General features: G+C 72.4%; 12 protein-coding genes and 1 pseudogene. 7 read left to right on the top strand and 6 right to left on the bottom strand.

What is annotated here, in order from left to right; genetic code table 11:
- The 4 genes from AB0I73_RS35170 to AB0I73_RS35155 form a co-directional block, all read left to right on the top strand.
- On the top strand, positions 1-4,731 hold a 4,731-nt coding region (locus AB0I73_RS35170; protein ID WP_363044358.1), incomplete at its 5' end, for an amino acid adenylation domain-containing protein.
- Positions 4,731-11,903, top strand: a complete 7,173-nt coding sequence (locus AB0I73_RS35165; protein ID WP_363044356.1) for an amino acid adenylation domain-containing protein — start codon at positions 4,731-4,733, stop codon at positions 11,901-11,903. The genes AB0I73_RS35170 and AB0I73_RS35165, both read left to right, overlap by 1 nt.
- Before the next feature lie 64 nt (positions 11,904-11,967).
- On the top strand, positions 11,968-12,186 hold the full coding sequence (locus AB0I73_RS35160) for an MbtH family protein (protein ID WP_363044354.1): 219 nt from the start codon (positions 11,968-11,970) through the stop codon (positions 12,184-12,186).
- 103 nt (positions 12,187-12,289) lie between these two features.
- Entirely contained in the window at positions 12,290-13,093 is an 804-nt protein-coding gene (locus AB0I73_RS35155; protein ID WP_363044352.1) for an alpha/beta hydrolase, read from the top strand.
- Positions 13,094-13,147: 54 nt separating this feature from the next.
- Here AB0I73_RS35155 and AB0I73_RS35150 read toward each other — a convergent pair whose 3' ends face one another.
- Positions 13,148-13,675, bottom strand: coding sequence for a hypothetical protein (locus AB0I73_RS35150; RefSeq protein WP_363044350.1), 528 nt, complete (start codon positions 13,673-13,675; stop codon positions 13,148-13,150).
- A 151-nt stretch (positions 13,676-13,826) separates the two neighbouring features.
- On the opposite strand from AB0I73_RS35150, the gene AB0I73_RS35145 reads away from it, so the two are divergent.
- Entirely contained in the window at positions 13,827-14,495 is a 669-nt protein-coding gene (locus tag AB0I73_RS35145) for a transposase (RefSeq protein ID WP_363044348.1), read from the top strand.
- A 34-nt stretch (positions 14,496-14,529) separates the two neighbouring features.
- Here the strand turns inward: AB0I73_RS35145 and AB0I73_RS35140 are convergent, their stop codons facing one another.
- Both AB0I73_RS35140 and AB0I73_RS35135 read right to left on the bottom strand, forming a co-directional pair.
- Positions 14,530-14,901, bottom strand: coding sequence for a hypothetical protein (locus AB0I73_RS35140; protein ID WP_363044346.1), 372 nt, complete (start codon positions 14,899-14,901; stop codon positions 14,530-14,532).
- A 401-nt stretch (positions 14,902-15,302) separates the two neighbouring features.
- Positions 15,303-17,579 carry an MMPL family transporter gene (locus AB0I73_RS35135; protein WP_363044344.1) on the bottom strand — a complete coding sequence of 759 codons (2,277 nt, stop codon included), beginning with the start codon at positions 17,577-17,579 and terminating at the stop codon, positions 15,303-15,305.
- Between the two features lie 470 nt (positions 17,580-18,049).
- On the opposite strand from AB0I73_RS35135, the gene AB0I73_RS35130 reads away from it, so the two are divergent.
- Complete coding sequence (locus tag AB0I73_RS35130) at positions 18,050-19,075, top strand: ornithine cyclodeaminase family protein (protein WP_363044342.1); 1,026 nt, start codon at positions 18,050-18,052, stop codon at positions 19,073-19,075.
- A 69-nt stretch (positions 19,076-19,144) separates the two neighbouring features.
- Here the strand turns inward: AB0I73_RS35130 and AB0I73_RS35125 are convergent, their stop codons facing one another.
- From AB0I73_RS35125 to AB0I73_RS35115, 3 genes are all read right to left on the bottom strand, one after another.
- Positions 19,145-19,780, bottom strand: coding sequence for a response regulator transcription factor (locus AB0I73_RS35125; protein WP_363044360.1), 636 nt, complete (start codon positions 19,778-19,780; stop codon positions 19,145-19,147).
- On the bottom strand, positions 19,780-20,976 hold the full coding sequence (locus tag AB0I73_RS35120; RefSeq protein ID WP_363044340.1) for a histidine kinase: 1,197 nt from the start codon (positions 20,974-20,976) through the stop codon (positions 19,780-19,782). The genes AB0I73_RS35125 and AB0I73_RS35120 overlap by 1 nt, the downstream gene beginning before the upstream one ends.
- A gap of 89 nt (positions 20,977-21,065) precedes the next feature.
- Positions 21,066-21,728, bottom strand: coding sequence for a DedA family protein (locus AB0I73_RS35115; RefSeq protein WP_363044338.1), 663 nt, complete (start codon positions 21,726-21,728; stop codon positions 21,066-21,068).
- Positions 21,729-21,953: 225 nt separating this feature from the next.
- Between AB0I73_RS35115 and AB0I73_RS35110 the strand changes: the two are divergent.
- A pseudogene (locus AB0I73_RS35110) lies at positions 21,954-22,258 on the top strand (GNAT family N-acetyltransferase); the annotation flags it as partial.
- Between the last annotated feature and the right edge of the window lie 366 nt (positions 22,259-22,624).

The raw sequence follows: 22,624 nt of genomic DNA, 5'->3' as shown, positions 1-22,624 counted from the left end.
CTGGACACCTCGGCCGACGCGCGCGGCCGGGTGGTGCCGGCGGTGCGGCCGGCCCGCGTACCGCTCTCGCACGCCCAGCAGCGGCTGTGGTTCCTCCAGCACCTGGAGGGGCCGAGCGACGCGTACAACGTGCCGATCTCGCTCAACCTGACGGGATCGCTGGACGAGGAGGCGCTGCGGCAGGCGCTGGCGGACGTCGTGGACCGGCACGAGAGCCTGCGCACGGTCGTCGTCGAGGACAGTTCCGGCACCGCCCATCAGGTGGTGCTGAGCCCGGAGCAGGCGCGGGTGCCGCTGACCGTGGAGCGTCTCGCCTCGGACACGGAGGTAGACGCGCGGATGCGGCAGGCCGCCGGGTACGTCTTCGACCTCGCCTCCGAGATCCCCCTCCGCGCCTCCCTGTTCGAGGTCGAGGGCGAAGAGGCCACCGGCCGCAGGGCCCTGCTGCTGCTCACCCACCACATCGCCAGTGACGCCTGGTCGCGGGGCATCCTCATCCGGGACCTGGTGGCGGCGTACGCCGCCCGCACCACGACCGGGCAGGCGCCGGACCGGGCGCCGTTGCCGGTGCAGTACGCCGACTACAGCCTCTGGCAGCGCGACGTCCTCGGCTCCGAGGACGACCCGGGCAGCGAGGCGTACCGCCAACTCGACCACTGGAAGCGGGCGCTGGCCGGGCTGCCCGAGGAGCTGTCGCTGCCGTTCGACCGGCCGCGGCCGGCGGTGGCCTCGTACCGGGGCGACCGGGTCGCCTTCGACCTGCCGCAGGATGTGTACGAGCGGCTCGTCCGGGTGGGCCGCGACCAGGGGGCCAGCCTGTTCATGGTGCTTCAGGCGGGGCTCGCGGCGCTGCTGACCCGGCTGGGCGCGGGCACGGACATCCCGCTGGGCACGCCGATCGCCGGCCGCACCGACGACGCGCTGGACGACCTGGTCGGCTTCTTCGTGAACACGCTGGTGCTGCGCACGGACACCTCGGGCGACCCGACGTACGCCGAGCTCATCGAGCGGGTCCGGGCCGAGTCCCTGGCCGCGTACGCGCACCAGGACCTGCCGTTCGAGCGGCTGGTGGAGGCGGTCAACCCGGAGCGTTCGCTGTCCCGGCACCCCCTCTTCCAGACCATGCTGAGCTTCGACAACGCCGGTCGTGCCGACGCCCGCGCGGATCTGGCCGGGCTCACGGTCTCCGGGCGGCCCCTCGGGGCGCCCGCCGCGAAGTTCGACCTGTCCTTCGAACTCGCCGAGCGTCCGGCGGGGCCCGGCGGGGCGGCCGGTCTGAGCTGTGCGCTGGACTACAGCACCGACCTGTTCGACCGGGGGACCGCGCAGGCAGTCGCCGACCGCTTCGTCCGTGTGCTGACCGCGCTCGCCGAGGACCCGGGGCGCCGGGTCGGCGAGACGGAGATCCTCGGCCCGGACGAGCGGCGGCGGATGCTCGTCGAGTGGAACGACACGGCGGTCGGCCACGCGGACCGCACGCCGGTCCACGTCCTCTTCGAGGAGCGCGCGGCCGCCGAACCGGAGGCTCTTGCCGTCGTGTCGGGTGAGGAGCGGCTCGGCTACGGCGAGTTGAACGAGCGGGCCAACCGGCTGGCGCACCGGCTGCTCGGCCGGGGCGTCGGCCGGGAGAGCCGGGTCGCGGTCTTCCAGGAGCGCTCCGCCGCGCTGGTGGTCTCCACGCTGGCCGTGCTCAAGGCGGGCGGTGTGTACGTGCCGATCGATCCGCAGCAGCCCGCGTCCCGCTCCGAGTTCATCCTGCGGGACACCGGGGCCGTGGCACTGCTCACCGACCGCGACCCGGGCGACCTGCCCTTCGCCGTGGACGTGCCGGTCCTCGACGTCGGCCCCGGCACGGACCTGTCCGGTGAGGCCGACACCGACCCCGGGGTGCCGACGGACGCCGAGCAGCTCGTGTACGTGATGTACACCTCGGGCTCGACGGGCACTCCCAAGGGCGTCGCCAACACCCACCACAACGTGGTGCACCTGGCGGCGGACCGCTACTGGCGGGGCGGGCGTCACGAGCGGGTGCTGATGCACTCGCCGTACGCCTTCGACGCCTCGACGTTCGAGATCTGGACGCCTCTGCTGACGGGTGGCACCGTCGTGGTGGCCCCCGCCGGGCGGCTGGACGCGGCCGACCTCGCCGCCGCCATCTCCGGGCACGAGGTCACGGGTCTGTTCGTCAGCGCCGGTCTGTTCCGGGTGCTCGCCGAGGAGCGGCCCGAGTGCTTCCGCGGGGTGCGGGAGATCTGGGCCGGCGGCGACGTGGTCTCCCCCACGGCCGTCCGCCGGGTCCTGGATGCCTGCCCGGACACGATCGTCGCCAACGAGTACGGGCCGACGGAGACCACGGTGTTCTCCGCCGTGAACCCGCTGCGCGATCCGGCGGAGGTGCCAGAGGCGGTCGTACCGATCGGTCGGCCCCTGTGGAACACCCGCCTGTACGCCCTCGACGAGCGGCTGCGGCCGGTGCCCGTGGGCGTGCCCGGCGAGCTGTACATCGCGGGCAGTGGTGTGGCCCGCGGCTATCTCGGCCGGGCCGCGCTGACGGCTCAGCGTTTCGTGGCCGACCCGTTCGCGGGCGTCGGCGAGCGGATGTACCGCACCGGTGACGTCGTACGGTGGCTGTCCGACGGGCGGCTGGAGTTCCTGGGCCGGGTCGACGACCAGGTCAAGCTGCGGGGCTTCCGGATCGAGCCGGGCGAGGTGGAGGCGGTCCTCGCGGGCCGGCCGGAGGTGAGTCAGGCCGCGGTGGTGCTGCGGGAGGACCGGCCCGGCGACAAGCGGCTCGTGGCGTACGTGGTGGCGGGCGCGGGCGGCCCGGCCGACCCCGAGGCGCTGCGGGCGCACGTGGCGGGCACGCTGCCCGAGTACATGGTCCCGTCGGCCGTCGTCGTCCTGGACGGGCTGCCGCTCACCCTGAACGGCAAGCTCGACCGGCGGGCCCTGCCCGCGCCCGACTACGGTGCCGACACCGACCGGCGCGGACCGCGTACGGAGCGGGAGAAGGTGCTGTGCGGGCTGTTCGCGGACGTCCTGGGGCTGGCCGAGGTCGGCGTCGACGACGGGTTCTTCGACCTCGGCGGCGACAGCATCATGTCGATCCAGCTGGTCAGCCGGGCACGCCGGGCCGGATTGGAACTGTCGGTGCGCGATGTGTTCGAGCACCGGACCGTCGCGGCGCTCGCCGAGGTCGTCACCGAGACCGGCACCGCCGTCGCGGAGGACCCCGGCGCCGGCATCGGCGACGTACCGCTGACGCCGATCATGCGGTGGTTCCTCGAACGCGGCGGCCCCGTCGACCAGTTCAACCAGTCCCGGCTGGTGCAGGCGCCCGCGTCGCTGCGCCACGAGGACCTCACGGCCGCGCTGGGGGCGCTGCTGGACCACCACGACGCGCTGCGGGCCCGGCTGACGGCCGGCCCGGAACGGCGGCTGGAAATCCGCGGGCCCGGAGCGGTCGACGCCGGCTCCGTCGTCCGCCGGGTGGACGCCTCCGGCCTCGACGAGGACGCCCTGCAGGACCTCGTACGGGCCGAGACGGTCGCCGCGCGGGAGCGCCTGGACCTCGGTGCGGGACGGGTCGTCCAGTCCGTCTGGTTCGACCGGGGCGACACCCGGCCCGGTCTGCTGCTGCTGATCGTCCACCATCTGGTGATCGACGGGGTCTCCTGGCGGATCCTCGTACCGGACCTCGCCGAGGCGCACCGTGCCGTGGCCGCGGGCCGGTCGGCCGAACTGCAGCCGGTGGGCACCTCGTTGCGCCGCTGGGCGCAGCGCCTCACCGAGGTGGCGGGTGATCCGGCCCGCACGGCCGAGGCGGACTGGTGGCGGTCGGTGCTGCGGCCCGGTGACCCGCTGCTGGGGCGGCGGCCGCTGGATCCGTCCCGGGACACCTACTCCTCCGCCCGCCATCTCACCCTGACCCTGCCCGCGGCGGTGACCGAGCGGCTGCTGACCCGGGTGCCCGCCGCGTTCCGGGCCGAGGTCAACGACGTCCTGCTGGCGGCGTTCGCGCTCGCCTGGGCCCGCCGCGGCGGCGCCCGGGGAGCCGGGGTCCTGCTGGACCTGGAGGGGCACGGGCGTGAGGAGGACCTCGTCGGCAGGGTGGACCTGTCCCGCACGGTCGGCTGGTTCACCAGCCTGCACCCGGTGCGGGTGGACGCCGGCGGGGTCGACCTCGCCGACGCGTTCGCGGGCGGACCGGCCGCCGGTGCCGTCGTCAAACGGGTCAAGGAGCAGCTGCGGGAGGTGCCCGACAAGGGCATCGGGTACGGGCTCGTCCGCCATCTGAACCCGCACACCGCGACCGGGTTCGCCGGGCTGCCGACACCGCAGGTCGCTTTCAACTACCTCGGCCGGTTCACCACCGCCGGAGTCGAGAACGCGGGCAGTGCGACGGTTCCGGACTGGACGGTGCTGGCCACCGCGTCCGGTGTCGGCGGCACCGACCCCCGGGTGTCGCTCGCCCACCCGCTGGAACTCAACGCCCGTACCAACGACGGGCCGCGCGGGCCCGAGCTGTCGGCCACCTGGTCCTGGGCCGGCGGAATCCTCGACGAGGACGGGGTGCGGGAGCTGGCCGAGCTGTGGTTCAGAGCGCTGGAGGCGCTCGCCGACCACGCGGAGAACCCCGAGGCCGGCGGGCTGACCGTCTCGGACGTGTCGCTGAGCCTGCTGGACCAGAGCGAGATCGACCTGCTGGAAGACGAGTGGAGGAACCTCTGATGGCGAAGCAGTCCGGACTGCAGGACATCCTGCCCCTGGCACCGCTGCAGGAGGGCCTGCTCTTCCACAGCGTGTACGACGAGGCGGCCCCCGACGTCTATCTGGTGCAGCAGGCCATCGACCTGGAGGGCGACCTGGACACGGCGGCGTTGGCCGCCGCCTGCCGGACCCTGCTGCGGCGTCACGCCAATCTGCGCGCGGCCTTCCGCTACCAGGGCCTGAAGCGGCCCGTCCAGCTGATCCCGCACCAGGTGGAGCTGCCGTGGGAGGAGACGGACCTCTCCCGCCTGCCCGAGCCGGAGCGGTCCGCGGCCGCGGACCGGCTGCTGGAGGAGGACCGGCTGCGCCGCTTCGACCTGGGCCGGCCGCCCCTGATGCGATTCACCCTGATGCGTCTGGGGGACCGCCGGTACCGCTTCGTGCTGACCAACCACCACATCCTGCTCGACGGCTGGTCGCGCCCCATGCTGGTGCGGGAGCTCCTCGCGCTGTACCGGACGAAGGGCGACGACGGCGCACTGCCGCGGGTCCGCCCCTTCCGGGACTACCTCCAGTGGCTGGCCGGGCAGGACCGGGACACGGCGGTGGCCGCCTGGCGGGAGGTGCTCGCCGGACTCGACGGGCCGACCCTCGTGGCCCCGCAGGCCGCCGAGCGCGCGCCGGTCGTGCCCGGCCGGCTGGAGACGGAGCTGGACGCCGCCGACCACGCGGCGCTCACCACGCTGGCCCGGGAACGGTCCCTCACCCTCAACTCCCTGGTGCAGGGCGCCTGGGCGGTGGTCCTGAGCGGCCTCACGGGCCGGGACGACGTGGTGTTCGGCACGACCGTCTCCGGACGGCCGCCGGAGGTCGCCGGGATCGAGACCATGGTGGGGCTGTTCATCAACACCGTGCCCGTGCGGGTACGGCTGCGGCCCGACGAGCCGTTCCTGGACGCGGTGCGCCGCACCCAGGACGAGCAGACCCGGCTCCAGTCGCACCAGCAGCTGGGGCTCGCCGAGGTGCAGCGGCTGGCGGGCGCGGGCGAACTCTTCGACACCACCATGGTGTTCGAGAACTATCCGGTCGACATCGGTGCCGAGCGGGACGAGCCCGGCGGCTTCGGCGGGGTGACCGTCACCGGCACCCGCAACCGGGACGCCACGCACTACCCGCTGGCGCTGGTGGCCGTGGGCCGCGATGGACTGCGGCTCCGCCTCGACCACCAGCCCGACCTGGTCCCGCCGGAGGTGGCCCGCGCCGTCCTGGACCGGCTGGTGCGCGTCCTGCGCGGCGTGGCCGCGGAGCCGCGGCGCGCCGTCGGACAGCTCGACCTGCTCTCCGCCGAGGAGCGGAACACCGTCCTGGCCCTCGGCCGCGGCACGGACACCGGTCCCGCTGAGGAGACGCTGCCCGCGGCCTTCCGCGCCCAGGCCGCGCGCACCCCGCACGCCCCGGCCGTCCGCTGCGGTACGACCGTGCTGGACTACGCCGAACTCGACGCCCGGTCCGACACGCTGGCGCGCGCCCTGGTCGCGCTCGGGGTGGAGGCCGAGACACCGGTGGGGCTCCTCATGGACCGCTCCGCACATCTGGTCGTCGCCCTGCTGGCCGTGCTCAAGGCGGGCGGCGCCTATGTGCCGCTCCGGCAGGGCGACCCCCTCGACCGGCTGCGTCAGGTCATCGGTCTGGCTGGCGTCTCCCACGTCCTCACCGACGCGGAACACGCGCCTCGCGCGGACGAGTTGAACCTGATCACCGTACGGGCCGACGCGCCGGACGCCCCGGACACCGGCGACGCGGAGCTGCCCGCCGGTCCCGGGCACGCCGACCGGCTCGCCTACGTGATGCACACCTCCGGCTCCACCGGGACGCCCAAGGGGGTCGCCGTCACCCACCGGGACGTGGTCGAGCTCGCCTGCGACCGGTCCTTCGCCGGCGGCGCCCACACCCGGGTGCTGGTCCACTCGCCGCACGCCTTCGACGCCTCCACGTACGAGGTGTGGGTGCCGCTGCTGTCCGGCGGCACCGCTGTCGTCGCCCCGCCGGGGGACCTGGACGCGGAGACCCTCGGCAAGGTGCTCACCGAGCACGAGGTGACCGGGCTGTGGCTGACCTCCGGACTCTTCCAGCTCGTCGCGGACGAGGCCCCCCACCACCTGGCGGGGGTGCGGGAGGTGTGGACGGGCGGCGACGTCGTCCCGGCCGCAGCCGTCCGCCGGGTCCGGGAGGCCTGCCCCGACACGGCCCTCGTCGACGGGTACGGGCCCACCGAGACGACCACGTTCGCGGTCCGCCACCGCATCCCGGCAAACTCCCCGGTGCCGGCGACCGTGCCCATCGGCACACCCCTGGACAACACCCGGCTGCTCGTCCTGGACACCGCGCTGCGTCCCGTCGCCCGGGGCCTCGCGGGTGAGCTGTACCTCGCGGGAGCGGGGCTCGCCCGCGGCTACTGGCGGCGGCCGGGTCTGACCGCGGAGCGTTTCGTCGCCGATCCGTACGGCCCGGCCGGCACCCGCATGTACCGCACCGGTGACCTCGTACGGTGGACGGCGGAGGGCACCCTCGAATACCTGGGGCGCGCCGACGAGCAGGTCAAGATCCGCGGTTTCCGCATCGAACTCGGCGAGATCGAGGCCGTGCTGGGCCGCCACCCCGAGGTCGCCCAGGCCGTCGTCACCCTGCGCGAGCCGCGCCCCGGCGACAAACGGCTGGTGGCCCACCTCGTCGCGGAGGAGGGCGGCGACCCGACGCCAGCCGCGCTGCACGCGTATCTCGCCGCCGAACTGCCGGACTACATGGTCCCGTCGGTCTTCGTGACCCTCGACGCGCTGCCCCTCACCGGCAACGGCAAGATCGACCGCAGGGCGCTGCCCGTGCCCGACACCGTCCCCACCGCCGTCGAGAGCCGGGCCCCGCGCACCCCGCGGGAGGACATCCTGTGCGGGCTCTTCGCCGAGCTCCTCGGCGTGCCACGGGTGGGCATCGACGACGACTTCTTCGCGCTCGGCGGGCACTCGCTGCTGGCCACCCGGCTGGTGGGCCGGATCCGCTCGGTCCTCGGCGCGGAACTGACCGTGCGGCAGCTGTTCGAGGCGCCGACGGTGGCGGCCCTGTCCCGCGCCCTCGACACCGCGGGCGCGGCCCGTCCGGCCCTGCGGCCCGCCGAGCCGCGCCCGGAGCGGATCCCCGCCTCCCCCGCACAGCGCAGACTGTGGTTCCTGCACCGCTTCGAGGGGCCGAGCCCGACGTACAACATCCCGTTCGCGCTGCGGCTCTCCGGCGACCTGGACCGGTCGGCGCTGCGGGCCGCGCTCGCCGACCTGACGGACCGACACGAGAGCCTGCGGACGGTGTTCGCGGAGGACGCCGAGGGGCCCCGGCAGATCGTGCTGCCGGCCGCCGAGGCCCGGCCGGAACTCACCGTCGTCCCGTCGGTGGCGCCGGACCGGCTGGAGGCGGAGATCACCGGGGCGGCGTCCCACGCCTTCGACCTGGCGGCCGAGATCCCGCTGCGGGCCCGGCTGTTCGAAACGGGCGAGCGTGAACAGGTGCTGCTCCTGCTGGTCCACCACATCGCCGGCGACGGCTGGTCGGTGCCCCTGCTCGCCCGTGATCTCACCACCGCGTACACGGCCCGCCTCGGGCAGCACGCGCCCGACTGGCGTCCGCTGCCCGTCCAGTACCCCGACTACACCCTGTGGCAGCGCGAGGCACTCGGCTCGGAGGACGATCCCGACAGCCCTGCGGCCCGCCAACTCGCCTACTGGAAGGAGGCGTTGGCGGGGCTTCCGGAGGAGCTCGCGCTGCCCGCCGACCGGCCGCGTCCGGCAGCTGCCGGGGGCCGGGGCGGCCGGGTGCTGTACGAGGTGCCCGAGGAGCTGCACGCGCGGATCGTCGCCGTCGCCCGGGCCTGCCAGGCCAGCCCCTTCATGGTGGTCCAAGCGGCCGTCGCCGCTCTGCTCACCCGGCTCGGCGCGGGCGAGGACATCCCTCTGGGCACCCCCGTCGCCGGACGCACCGACGACGCCCTGGACGGTCTCGTCGGCTTCTTCGTCAACACCCTGGTGCTGCGCGCCGACACCTCCGGCAACCCCGCCTTCCGGGAGCTGGTGGCCCGGGTCCGCGAGACGGACCTGGCGGCGTACGCGCATCAGGACGTGCCCTTCGAGCGGCTCGTGGAGGTGCTCAACCCCAAGCGCTCACCGGCCCGCCACCCGGTCTTCCAGACCATGCTGACCTTCAACAACACCGACCGGCGGCCGGGCGACGGACTGCGTCTGCCCGGACTGGACGCCGAGTCCCTGTCCGCCGACACCGGCACCGCCAAGTTCGACCTGCTGTTCTCCTTCGCCGAGCGGTACGACACCGACGGGCGGCCCTCCGGACTGGGCGCGGGCCTGGAGTTCAGCACCGACCTGTTCGACCCGGACACCGCCGAGACGCTCGTCACCCGGCTGCTGCGCCTGCTGGACGCGGTCACCGCGGCACCGGACCGTGCCATCGGGGACGTGCCCCTGCTGGACGACGAGGAACGCGGCCGTGTCCTGGCCGCCGCCCACGGGCCGACGAGCAAACCAGCCGGCGGGCCGCTCCCGGAGCGTTTCGCGGCGGCGGTCGCGCGGGCCCCGCACGCCGTGGCCGTCGAGACACCCGAAGGCGTGCTGACGTACGCCGAGCTGAACGCCCGGGCCAACCGGCTGGCCCGGCTGCTCGTCGACCGGGGGGCGGGGCCGGAGAGCCTGGTCGCGGTGGCCATGCACCGGTCGGCCGAGCTGGTCACCGCGTGCCTGGCGGCCCTCCAGGCCGGCGCCGGATACCTGCCGGTCGACCCCGAGTACCCGGCCGACCGCATCGCGTACATGCTCGACGACGCCCGGCCGGCCTGTGTCCTGACCACCCGGGACCTCGCCGAGGCGCTGCCCTCCGGACCGGCCGGACTCCTGCTCGTGGTGGACGACCCCGCCACCGAGGCCCGGCTCGCCTCCCGGCCGGGCGACGACCTGACCGACGCCGAGCGGACCGTCCCGCTCGACCCGGCCCATCCCGCGTACGTGATCTACACCTCCGGCTCGACCGGCCGCCCCAAGGGCGTCACCATGCCGGTGCGCGCCCTGGCCAATCTCCTCGACTGGCACGAGCGGACCCTGCCGGGCGGGCCCGGCACCCGGGTGGCGCAGTTCACCGCGGTGAGCTTCGACGTCTCCGTCCAGGAGATCCTCTCCGCGCTGCTGGCCGGCAAGACCCTGGTCGTCTGCCCCGAGGACGTCCGCCGCGACCCGGAGCGGCTGGCCGACTGGCTGGGCGAGCGGCGGATCCAGGAGCTGTACGCGCCCAACCTGGTCATCGATGCGGTCTGTGAGGCGGCCACCGCCGCCCGCCTCGACCTGCCCGACCTCACCGACCTGGTGCAGGCCGGTGAGGCGCTGACCCCGCACGGGGCCATGCGCGCCTTCTGCGCCGCCCGCCCCGGCCGCCGCCTGCACAACCACTACGGTCCCGCCGAGACCCACGTGGTGACGGCCCACCGGCTCCCGGCGGACCCGGCCGAGTGGGGTCCCTCGGCGCCTCCGATCGGCCGGCCCGTCGACAACACCGCCGTCCGGCTCCTCGACCCGTGGCTGAACCCGGTTCCGCCCGGCGTCCCGGGTGAGCTGTACATCGGCGGGGACGCGCTCGCCCGCGGCTATCTGGGCCGGGCCGACCGCACCGCCGAACGGTTCGTCGCCGACCCCCACGGTCCGGTGGGCGCCCGCATGTACCGCACCGGCGACCTCGCGCGGCTCACCCGCGACGGGCTGCTGGTGTACCTGGGCCGGGCCGACGCCCAGGTCAAGATCCGCGGCTTCCGTATCGAACCCGGCGAGATCGAGGCCGCCCTCACCGCGCACGCCTCGGTCGCGCAGGCCGCGGTCGTCGTACGGGAGGACCGGCCCGGGGACCGGCGTCTGGTCGGCTACGTCGTGGCCGCCCACCAGGAGACCTCCGACCCGGCGCAGCTGCGCGAGCACCTCGCCGGGCGGCTGCCCGCCCACATGGTGCCGGCCGCGCTCGTCACCCTCGAGGGACTCCCACTGACCCCCAACGGCAAGCTGGACCGCACCGCACTCCCCGTGCCCGCGTACGCCGCGGGCCGGGAGTCGAGGCCACCCCGGACGCCCGCTGAGCACACCGTGTGCCTCCTCTTCGCCGAGGTGCTGGGCGTCGAACGAGTCTGTGTGGAGGACGACTTCTTCGAACTGGGCGGGCACTCCTTCCTGGCCGCCCGTCTGATGGCCCGGCTCCGCGAGGAGTTCGGCCAGGAGCTCCCGGTCCGCACGGTCTTCGACTCCCCCACCCCGGAGGGCGTCGCCGCCGTACTGACGGGGACGGCCGACGGGTCCGCGGGACGTTCCTCCGAGGGGCTGCTCCCGCTGCGGGCGCGCGGCAGGGCCGCCCCCCTGTTCTGTCTGCACCCGGGCGGCGGGTTCAGCTGGTGCTACGCCGGGCTCGTCCGCCATCTCGGCCCGGACGTGCCGGTCTACGGCATCCAGGCGCGCGGTCTCGACGGCGGCGGTCCGCTGCCGTCGTCCATGGCGGAGATGACCGAGGACTACCTCGCGCGGATCCGTCACGTGCAGCCGTCCGGCCCGTACCGGCTGGCGGGCTGGTCGTTCGGCGGACTCGCCTCGCACGCCCTGGCGACCAGGCTGCGCGCCGAGGGCGAGGAGGTGTCCCTGCTCGCCCTGCTGGACGCCTATCCGCCGGGCGAGAACGCGGACACCTCGGAACCGGTCGAGCACGAGGTGGTCGCGCACAATCTGCGGGCCATGGGCTTCGAATTCGACATGGCCGAGCTCATAGCAGACCAGGAAGGCGTTCTGCGACGTTTCCGGGAGTTCCTGCAGTCCGGGGACCAGGCACTGGCACAGCTGGAGGCCCGGGACATACTCGCACTGAAGGACGTCTATGTGAACAATGTCCGGCTCATGCGGAGGTTCACACCGGAATTCTTCGACGGGGACGTCCTCTTCGTCTCCGCGGAGCGGAAATCGGCGGACGACCGGCAGGGCCGCCTGAATGTCAGCTTGTGGCAACCGTTCACGGGTGGTTCGGTCGAGGTGTGCACCATAGACTCGACGCACGGAAATCTGATGACGGATGCCCGTCATATGGCCCGGATCGGCCAATTCCTCGCGGACCGTCTGTGACCTTTCACGAGATCCCCGACAGACCATCCCAGAGAAACAGAAAGCGCTGAGAAGGAGCGATGGAATGAGCAGCAATCCCTTCGAGGACCCCGAGGGCACCTACCTGGTCCTGGTCAACGACGAGGGGCAGCACTCGCTGTGGCCGGCGTTCGTCGAGGTACCCGCGGGCTGGCGGACCGTCCTCGGGGAGAGCACCCGGGACGCGGCACTCGACTACGTCAACGCGCAGTGGACCGACATGCGTCCCAAGAGCCTCGTCGACGCGATGGACGGCGCCGCCTGATCCGATCGCTTCACGGCCCGCGCACCCGGGCGCCCCGGGGCGCGGGCCGCCTGCGTACCCGGGGGCGCGCACCGCACGACCACCACGAGAGGGGAGAGACACCATGCCGGTCATTCCCGTGAATGGGATTCGGCTCAGCTACGAGGAGGCCGGCACCGGCGACCCGGTGGTGATGATCCAGGGCACCGGCGGCGGCCGTACCGTGTGGCAGCTGCACCAGGTGCCCGCGCTCACCGCGGCCGGTCTGCGCGTGATCACCTTCGACAACCGGGGCATCCCCCCGTCCTCCGAGTGCCCCGAGGGCTTCACCCTGCAGGACATGGCCGGGGACGTGGCCGGGCTCATCGAGCATCTGGACCTCGGCCCCTGTGCCGTCGTCGGCACGTCCATGGGCGCGTTCGTCGCCCAGGAGCTGGCACTGGCCCGGCCCGAGCTGGTCAGCCGGGTCGTGCTGATGGCGACCCGCGGCCGCACCGACTTCCTGCGCGCCGAGCTCACCCGCACGGAGATCGACCTGTACGACTCGGGTGTACGGCTCCCGGACCGGTACGCGGCCGTCCTGCGGGCCCTGAAGTCGCTGTCGCCGCAGACGCTCGACGACGACACGGCGATGGCCGACTGGCTCGACCTGTTCGAGCTGACGTCCGCGGCGGGGCCGGGACAGCGGGCGCAGATGGAGGTCAGCCGGCTGGAGAACCGGCTGGCCGCCTACCGGGGCATCCGCGTCCCCTGTCAGGTCATCGCCTTCGCCGACGACCTGGTCACCCCGCCCCGCCTGGGCCGGGAGGTCGCCGATGCCGTCCCGGGCGCCCGCTTCGACCTCGTCGAGGGCTGCGGGCACTACGGCTACCTGGAGGATCCCGCCACGGTGAACAAGGTGCTCGTGGAGTTCCTCACCGGCCCGTGAGGGAAGGCACGGCACGACGCGAGGGGCCCGGCGGACACCGGGCCCCTCTTCGTTTCAGGCGCCCGGTGCGAGGGACGCGGCGTAGCCCTTCAGGCAGGCGTTCGGGTAGTGGAGGCCGTTGGCCCACAGGGTGCCGTCTGTCGTGGGATACAGGGCCGTCACCTCGGAGCCTGGGCTCGCCCCGGGTGCCGCGGCCGTCTCCCACGTGGAGCCGTTCCAGCGGGCCAGGCCCCGGTCCTTGGTGCGGTGCGTGTACAGGCCGGCCCACACGGTTCCGTCGTGGACGGCCAGGGCCTGGACGGACATGCGGTCCTCGGACTCGTCACCGGTCGGGGCGGGCACCGGCCCGTAGGTCGTCTGCCCGCTGGTGCCGTCCCCGCGCAGCACGAACGCCCTGGGCGCGCCGGTTCCGTCGTCGGAGTACATGTTGCGGTCGGTGCCGCCGATCCACACCTCGCCGTTGCGCACGACCACCGCGTTCACGCTCGCCGACAGCCCGGACAGCTGCGGCAGCGCCACCTCCTGCCACGACGTGCCGTCGTAGTGCGCCGCGAAGAGGCGGTCGCTGCCCGAGCCGACCACTAGGCTTGAGTCTGTCGGGGATCTTGGAGTTTCCCGGTGCGCCAGCGTGATCAACGGGCATGCTCGGAGCTGTTTCGATGATCGATGCAGTTGTCGAGGTGTCCGTTATCGCTCCGCCCCCCGTTCCGGTGAGCAAGTCCCGTCTCTGACCGTGCAGATCGCGCGGGCGAGCAATCCGGGCGGTACGACGGCGATGTGGGTGAGAGACCGGCTGGACGGGCTGTGGTGCGACGAGGACTTCGCGGGCTGGTATCCGCGCGACGGACGCCCCGGCATCTCGCCCGCCCAGCCGGCCGCCGTCTGTGTGCTGCAGTTCCTGCTGAACCTGTCGGACCGGCAGGCGGCGGAAGCGGTTCGCTGCCGGATCGATTTCACGTACGCCCTGGCCCTGGAGCCGGACGGTCCCGGCTTCCACCACAGCGTGCCGGCCGACTTCCGTGAGCGCCTGGCCCGGGACGACCGCGCCGGCCGTCTTCTCGACCTGGCGCTCGCGCGTCTGAAGGAGGCCGGGCTCGTGCGCGAGCGCACCACGCAGCGCACCGACTCCACCCACGTCCTGGCCGCGGTGCGTGACCTGACCCGGCTGGAACTGGTCACCGAGGCAGTCCGTGCCGTGCTGGAGGAAGTAGCCCGCATCGCATCACACCTGCTGACCGGCCTGGTCGACGAGGACACAGCCATCGCCGTGAACATCGAACGACTCAGCAGCCAGTCAGCGGCCGAGGAAGCATCGCCACCGAGACCGCCGACCGCTTTCATGACCTTCCTGGACCATAACGGCCCGCCCCGGCCGAAGTCCTGGCGAACCCTCGGAACCTGAGCCCGACCCACCAAGATCCCCGACAGAGTCAAGCTCAGACGTCGTCGTCGGACACGACGTGCACGGCCTTCGGGTTGGTCCAGGCGTCCGGCGCGCCGAGCTTGGTCAGCGTCCAGGCCGAGCCGTTCCAGTGGGCGACCGCGCCGGGCACGTCGCCGTTGCTCTCGCGGTAGTTGCCGACCGCCCACACGTCGGTGCGGGAGACGGCCCGGGCCGCCAGCACCTCGAAGCGGGGGACGCTCCGGTCGGCCCACCGGGAGCCGTTCCAGTGGTGCTGCCCGAAGTCGCCCCGCACATTGCGTCCGAGGGCCCACACGTCGTCGGGCGCGGTGCCGGTGAGCACGTCGGTGGAGGCGTCGTCGGGGGCAGCGGCAGGCTGCGCCAGGTGCCTGCCTGCCGTGTCCACAGCGTGTGTTCGTACTCGCAGGGCAGACAGATGGTGCTGGTCTGCACGGTGCTGCGTGCCACGGCCGACGTCGCGTCGAAGGGCACGTACGAGCTGAGTCCGGCCGGAGGCGGTACGGGCTGCCATCCCGTGGCGGCGTGGGCCCGGTCCGCCGAGGTCAGGCCGGCCAGGAGCGCCAGGAGCAGTGCTCCCACCGCGTACAGCGCGGCCCGTAACCGGTTCATGGGTCTGTGTTCGATCCGCATGCTGGCTCCCGTCGAGGTCGGTTGCCGCACCTCCACCGTCGCCGCTGCGCCGGGCCGGGCGGGAACGGGCAGGCCGGGGACGAAAGGAGAGGAGGGAGGGTCGTCTCCGTCCGGGGGTGACGGGCGACCCTCCCTCCTCGGTGGAGGGACCTGGCTCTACTGCTGGTAGTAGTCAGGTCGCGAGGTATCACGGCGGTACTGGCCGGGCTGCGCCTCCTGTTGCGGATGGCCGCCCTGCTGGTACGGCTGCTGCTGGTACCCGCCCCGCTGGTACGGCTGGCCGTACTGCTGCGAGGAGCCCGACCGTGCGTACCGCGGCTGCTCCTCGGGGTGGTGGCGGGTGGGCCCGGTCTGGTCCGGGACGTCGGCCGAGCCACCGTTTCCGCCGGAGACCTTGCCGGGCCACCAGTTCCACTTGCCCAGCGCGGTCATCAGCGCCGGCAGCACATAGATCCGGATGATCACGGCGTCCAGCAGGATGGCAGCCGCCAGCCCCACGCCCAGCTGCTTGAACTCGACCATGCTCAGCGTGCCGAAGATCGCGAACACCCCGACCATGACGATCGCGGCGCTGGTCACCACGCCCGCGGAGCGTGTGATGCCCTCACGGACGGCGTCCTTGACGGTGACGCCTTCCAGCGCGGCCTCGCGGATCCGGCTGACCACGAAGACGTGGTAGTCCATCGACAGTCCGAACAGCACGACGAACAGGAACAGCGGCAGCCACGAGACGACCGCGCCCGAGCTGTGGAAGTCGAGGATCCCCTCCGCCCAGGTGTTCTGGAAGACGGCGACGAGCACACCGAACGAGGCCGCCGCGGAGAGCAGGTTCAGCAGGATCGCGGAGAGCGCCACGGCCAGCGACCGGAAGATCATCACCATGGTGACGAAGGTCAGCAGCAGGACGAAGCCCACCACCCAGGGCATGCGCTCCTCCAGGTGGCCGGTGAAGTCCACGCCCTGCGCCACCTTGCCGCCGACCGCGCTCTCGGCGTCGGGCACGTCGGCCATGGCCTGCGGCACCCAGTCGCGCAGCAGGTCCAGGGACTCGCGGGCGCCGTCGCTCTTGGGCGCGTACGGCGTTCCGACGTCGACGGTGTGGACCCGGTGGTCCGCCGACTCCTTGATCGTCGGTGTCGAGTCGTGTGCGAACAGCTCGTCGTCCGCGGTGCGCTCCAGCAGGCCCTTCAGCGCGGTCTTCACCTCGTCGGCCCGGTCGGCGGGCGCCCGGACGGCGACCCGGTGCACGGTGCCCTTGCTGGGGAAGGCCTCGGTGAGCCGGTCCATCGCCTGCACCACGGGGATGTCCCGGGACAGGTCGTCGGAGCCCGGCTGCTTGAGCTTCATGTCGAGGGCCGGCGCGGCCAGCAGCAGCAGCGCGCCCACAGACACCACCAGGGTGACGGCCGGCTTGGACAGTGCCGGACGCAGCAGCGCGGGCCACACCCTCGACTCTCCGGAGCGCATGGTGAGCCGCCAGAGAAACGGCACCTTCGGCTTGTCGACCCAGCGCCCCAGCTTGGCGAGCAGGGCGGGCAGCACGGTCAGCGAGGCCAGCACGGCGACGGCCACGACGATGATCGAGCCGGTGGCCAGGGACGCGAAGGTCGCCTCGTTGGCCAGGTAGAGGCCGGCCATCGCCACGATCACCGTGGTGCCGGACACCACGACGGTGTGCCCGGAGGTCTCCGCGGCAACCTCGACCGCGTCGACGTGGGACTTCCCCGCGTGGCGCTCCTCGCGCTCCCGCTTGAGGTAGAAGAGCGAGTAGTCCACGCCCACGGCCATGCCCATGAGCAGGATGACGTTGCTGACCGCGCTGGTCTCGGGCAGCACGTGGGAGGCGAGCGTGGACAGTCCGATGGCGGCGCCGACGCACGAGAGGGCCAGCACCACGGGCACACCGGCCGCGATGACCGTGCCGAAGACGACGAGCAGGATCAGCAGGGTCAGCGGCAGGCTGATCAACTCGGCCTTCTTGAAGTCATCGCCGAGCGTCTCCGACAGTCCCTTGGCCGTCGAGCCGGTGCCCACCTCGTCGACCCGCAGGCCCTCGTGGGCGTCCTGGACCGCCGCGCTGACGTCGAGCAGGGGCTGCACCCGCTGGTCGGCGTTCTCCGTGTCGCCCTTCATGGTGACGGGGACCAGCAGCGCCTCGCCGTTGGGCGAGGGGACCGGGTCACCGACGCTCTCCACCTCGTCGAGCGCCTTCATCCGCTCGACGAGGTCCGCCGCCGCTTCCCGGCCGACCGACGGGTCCAGCTTCCCGCCGTCCTCGGCGGTGATCAGCACGTTCTCCTCGGCCTTCTCGGGGAAGTCGCCGGAGTAAACGATCTTGCTGGCCCGGCCCGACTCGCGGACCCCGGACTCCTCGTCGCTGATCGCGTTGGTGCCGGCCGCTCCGCCCAGGAAGAGGCACGCGGCGACGAACACGACCCACAGGCCGATGGCGGACCACGGATGTGTGGCACTCCATCGCGCAATCCGTACCGTTGCCGGTTTCTTTCGCACCTTGCTTCCTTCCGTTGCTGCAGGTCCGGCCCGGGAAGCCGGTCGGATCTCGACGAGGAAAACGCTAGATCCGCCGACAGCGGGTGGATACGAGGTAAACCATCGTGGTGGCCGCTGATTTCCGCAGGTTCGACGTACGGAAAACCGCAGGTGCCGCCCTGCGGAAAACCGCAGGCAGAAACCTGCGGGAAACCGCAACACCCCTGGAAATCCTTGACCGTTAAAGGCTGGACCGTTACATTCGGAGCGCGAATTGAGCGGCATCCGCAAAAGGCTGCGCAATAGCTTTCTGCTTGAAATATCGGCCGATCGCGAATCGTAGCTCATTGAATGACAGACGTACATTCCTTGGCAATTAGTTGCCGAGGCGCAACGACAGTCGAGGGGAGAAAATGGAGACCACGGTCCTCACCCGGCAGCATGTTGCCAAACTCGTCAAGGAGAGCGGCAACGATCGCTTCATGGACCAGATGATCGTCCGACTCCAGGAGGCGTTCACCGCGGCGGACAAGGGCGTGAGCCCCACCCGGGACGGATTTCTACGCGGCCCGGAGAACACAGCCATCGTCGAATGGATGCCGCACCATGATCCGGGACGTTCCATAACGATCAAGACGGTGGCCTACACTCCGTCGAACCCCAGCACGTTCCAGCTGCCCACCATCATCGGATCCCTCACGCGCTACGACGACGTGACGGGCCGTCTGCTGGCGGTGTGCGACGGGATCCTGCCCACGGCGATCCGCACGGGAGCCGCCTCGGCGATCGCCAGCCGGCTGCTGGCCCGTCCCGACAGCCGGGCCCTCGGCCTGGTCGGTGCCGGTGCCCAGGCGGTGACCCAGGCGCACGCCCTCAGCCGGGTGTTCCCGCTGGAGCAGATCCTCGTGCACGACATCGACCCGACCCACGCGCGTTCATTCGCGGACCGGGTGGACTTCCTCGACATCGACGTCCGGGTCGTGGAGCTCGCCGAGCTGGAGGCGGCGGCGGACATCATCTGCACCGTCACCTCGGTCGGGGTCGGCGACGGGCCGGTGCTGAGCGGCACGAACCTGCGGCCGCACGTGCACATCAATGCCATCGGGGCCGACCTCGTCGGCAAGTTCGAGGTGCCCAGGGAGGTCCTGAAGTCGGCGTTCGTGACGCCGGACCACGTGGCGCAGGCACTGCGGGAGGGAGAGTGCCAGCAGCTGGAGGAGGGCGATCTCGGGCCCGACCTGATGGCCCTGTGCGCCGACCCGGACACGGCGGCCCGGCACCGGGACGGGGTGACCGTCTTCGACTCGACGGGCTTCGCGCTGGAGGACCATGTGGCCCTCGACGTGCTGCTCGAACTCGCCGAGGAGGCCGGCATCGGCGACCGCATCCAGATCGAGCACCTGCCGGACGACGCGCTGAACCCGTACTCGTTCCAGTGACGGGTGGGACCGGCTAGTGACCGCGACGCGCCGGGCGACAGGGAGCCCCGCCGCCCGGCGCGTCGTACGTCAGGACTCCAGATAGCGCAGTACGGCCAGGATCCGGCGGTTGTAGCCGGTGGTGTGAGCGAGTTCGAGCTTGTCGAAGATCATGTTGAGGTTCTTCTCCACCGTGCTCATGGAGATGTGCAGCTTCTCCGCGATGGCCGCGTTGGTGTGCCCTTGGGCCAGCGTCTCCAGGACGCTGCGCTCGCGGGGGGTCAGCCGGGCCAGCGGATCGCTGTGCGTCGTACGGATCACCAACTGCCGTACGACCTCCGGGTCGATGGCGGCGCCGCCCGCCTGGATCCGCTCCAGCGCGTCGAGGAACTCCTCCACCTGGGCGACCCGGTCCTTCAGCAGATAGCCGACCCGCTCCGCGTTCGACGTCAGCAGCTGCGCCGCGTAGTTGCGCTCTATGTGCTGGGACAGGACCAGGACGCCGACCCCGGGCCACCGCTTGCGGATCTCGAGTGCGGCCCGCAGCCCCTCGTCCGTGTGGGTGGGGGGCATCCGGATGTCCACGACGACCATGTCCGGCGCCTGGGCCTCGACCTCCCGCAGCAGGGCGGCGGCATCGCCCACCGCGGCGAGGACCTCGTGGCCCTCCTCGATGAGCAGCCGGACCAGCCCCTCTCGCAGCAGGGTCGAGTCCTCGGCCAGCATTACGCGCACGGCAGCTCCGCGGTGATCGTGGTGGGCCCCCCGGTGGGGCTGTGGACTTGCAGTCGGCCGTCCAGGGCGCCGACCCGGCTGTGCAGCCCGGTCAGTCCGCTACCCGCCGGCCTCGCGCCGCCGACGCCGTTGTCCTCGACCCGGACGACGAGGACGGGCCCGTGCTTGCGGACGCTCACCTGGATCTCCGTGGCGGCCGAGTGCTTGGCGGCGTTGGTCACCGACTCCGACACGACGAAGTACGCGGCGGTCTCGACGGAGGCGGGCAGCGGCCCGGCGAGCGTGAAGTCCGTCCGGATGGGGATGCTGCACCGCTCGGAGACCCCGGCCAGCGCCTCCTGGAGCCCCAGGTTGTCCAGCGCCGTCGGATACACCCGCCAGGCCACTTCCCGCAGTTCCGTCAGGACGTCCTGCGACTCCTTGTGGGCCTGCTCCAGCAGACTGCCGGCCAGCTCGGGCGTACGGCCGCGACGGGCGCGCCCGAGGAGCATGGCCAGCGCCACCAGCCGCTGCTGCACCCCGTCGTGCAGGTCCCGCTCGATGCGCCGGCGCTCGGTGTCGACCGCCTGGAGCACCGCCGCCCGGCTGGTGGCCAGTTCGTCGATGCGCCGCTGCATCAGCTCGCGTTCCGACGGGCCGAAGCACTGGCGGGCCAGCCGCGCGTCGAACGCCCCCAACGACAGCAGGCCCTGCACGTCCAGGAAGAGCAGCACCCCGCCGAGCAGGACCTGGGTGGCCAGTTCCTTCCAGTCGAGGGTGCCCCGTGCCAAGCTCGCGACGAGCAGGCCCGCGAGGAAGACGCCGAAGGCGAGCAGGCCGACCACGACGCCCGTGAGCAGACCGGCGTACGTACGGGCGGCGAGGTAGCGCAGGACGCGATGGTCGGGCACCGGCCGGTCGGGGAAGCGGTCTCCGAAGAAGACCGAGCGGCGCCGCCGTTCGAGCGCCGTCAGCCGTCGGGCCCCGGTGGTCAGGACGACGAAGGCGCGCCGCCGGGTGCGCGGCCACAGCAGCAGCGGACCGAGCAGGGTGCCGACGACGGCGAAGTACAGCAGTCCCAGCAGCGCGGTCAGACAGCCGAGGAGGACTCCGGTGGCCCGCAGGGGCAGCGCCGGGGCCAGCGTCGCCGTGGGCTCACCTCCCGACAGCGCGGGTCCGGGCGCCGTCGGGAGGGGGTGGGTGGTCATGTCCGCCGAATCCCCCTGCATGCTCGGCGAGACTAGTCGGGCGGCGCAGTCGGGGCAAGATCGTTCGGCCTGTGTAAGAACGGGGCCGGTCATGACGTACGGCGGTGCTGGGCGGTGCCGCGGGAGCGCAGCCGGACCACGATGTAGAAGGCCAGTGCGGCGACCACCAGGACCAGGACGCCCTTGCTGACCACACCGACGTAGTCACCGACGGTGTCCCACTGATCGCCCAGCCAGTAACCGGCCATCACCAGTACGGTGTTCCACATCAGGCTGCCCAGGGCGGTCAGCGTCAGGAAGGTCGGCAGCGGCATGCGCTCGAGGCCGGCCGGCACGGAGATCAGGCTGCGGAAGATCGGCACCATGCGGCCGAGGAAGACGGCCTTGGTGCCGTGCTTGGCAAACCACTCCTCCGTCCGCTCCAGGTCGGACGTCTTGACCAGCGGCAGCCTGGCCCAGATCGCGTACATCCGCTCGCGGCCGAACAGCGCGCCGATCCAGTAGAGGACGGCGGCGCCCACCACGGAGCCGGCAGTGGTCCAGAACAGGGCCGCGAAGAGAGTGATGACGCCCTGCCCGGCGGCGAAGCCGGTCAGCGGCAGAATGATCTCGCTGGGCAGCGGCGGGAAGAGGTTCTCCAGGGCGATGGCGAGGCCCGCGCCGGGGCCACCCATGGCGTCCACCAGGTCGGCCGCCCATCCCGCGATGCCGTCCGCAGGCTCCTGGGGCAGCGCAAGGGTGATGTGGTCCATTCGAAGTCTCCAGATAGGAAGCGCTCGCCGCGGGCCGGTGCCGCGATCCAATGACCACGCTAGAAATCCCAGCTCAGTGCCGGTATGCGGATAGCCGTCGAACTTATGCGGTCTCCCCCACCCCGGACCCTGCGGTTTTCCGCAGGGTCCGGGGCGCCCCGGGCACCGGGGGCGGGCCGCGACGCCCCCGCAGGACCGTCGCGGAACGGCCTTTGCGTTGGGCCCATGACGATCACGTACGAGTGGCGAGGCACCCTCGACAACACGGCCCCCGACCAGCTGCACGCCGAAGAGTTCGGGCACCAGGTCGGCCGGACGGACCGGCTCACCAGACTGCGGCGTCACAGCCCGGGCCGGGTCTGCGCCCGGGAGGACGACCGCTTGGCCGGCTTCCTCAAAGCCGCCTGGGACGGCGGAGCCCACGCGTTCGCCCTGGACATAGTCGTCGCTCCGCGCGGTCACTCGCGGGGAGCGAGGGCGCGGCGCCGGCCGGTGCCGCCCTCGATGGCGTCCGCGCCGCGGGATGCGCGTGACTCCACGTCGAGGAGGACCTACGGGAGTTCCACTTCGACGCTGTGCGTGACCGAGCCGCGCCGGGAGGGGCGCGGATCCCTCGTACGGACGGGGGCGGGTACGAACGCAAACCGGGCGCACCGCCGCGAGCATTTCAGGAACGAGGACCGCATGAGGCGCCGACCGCATGGTGCGCGCCGGCGCAGCCGATCTCACGACGAAGCCCCACCGGAGCTGGCGGATTCTCGGGATCCTCGCAACACCTGATGGCGGGTCTGTCAAACGAGCGGCTCTGGCCCACATTCGGTGGTGACCGAGTGTCACGTCCGTCTGGGCCCGGATCTCGCAGCTCATGGAGGGGACGACGGCTGCGTCCGGAGACG

The organism is Streptomyces sp. NPDC050388, assembly GCF_040655635.1.
Taxonomy (GTDB): Bacteria; Actinomycetota; Actinomycetes; order Streptomycetales; family Streptomycetaceae; genus Streptomyces.
This window is presented reverse-complemented; position numbering and strand designations above follow the sequence as displayed.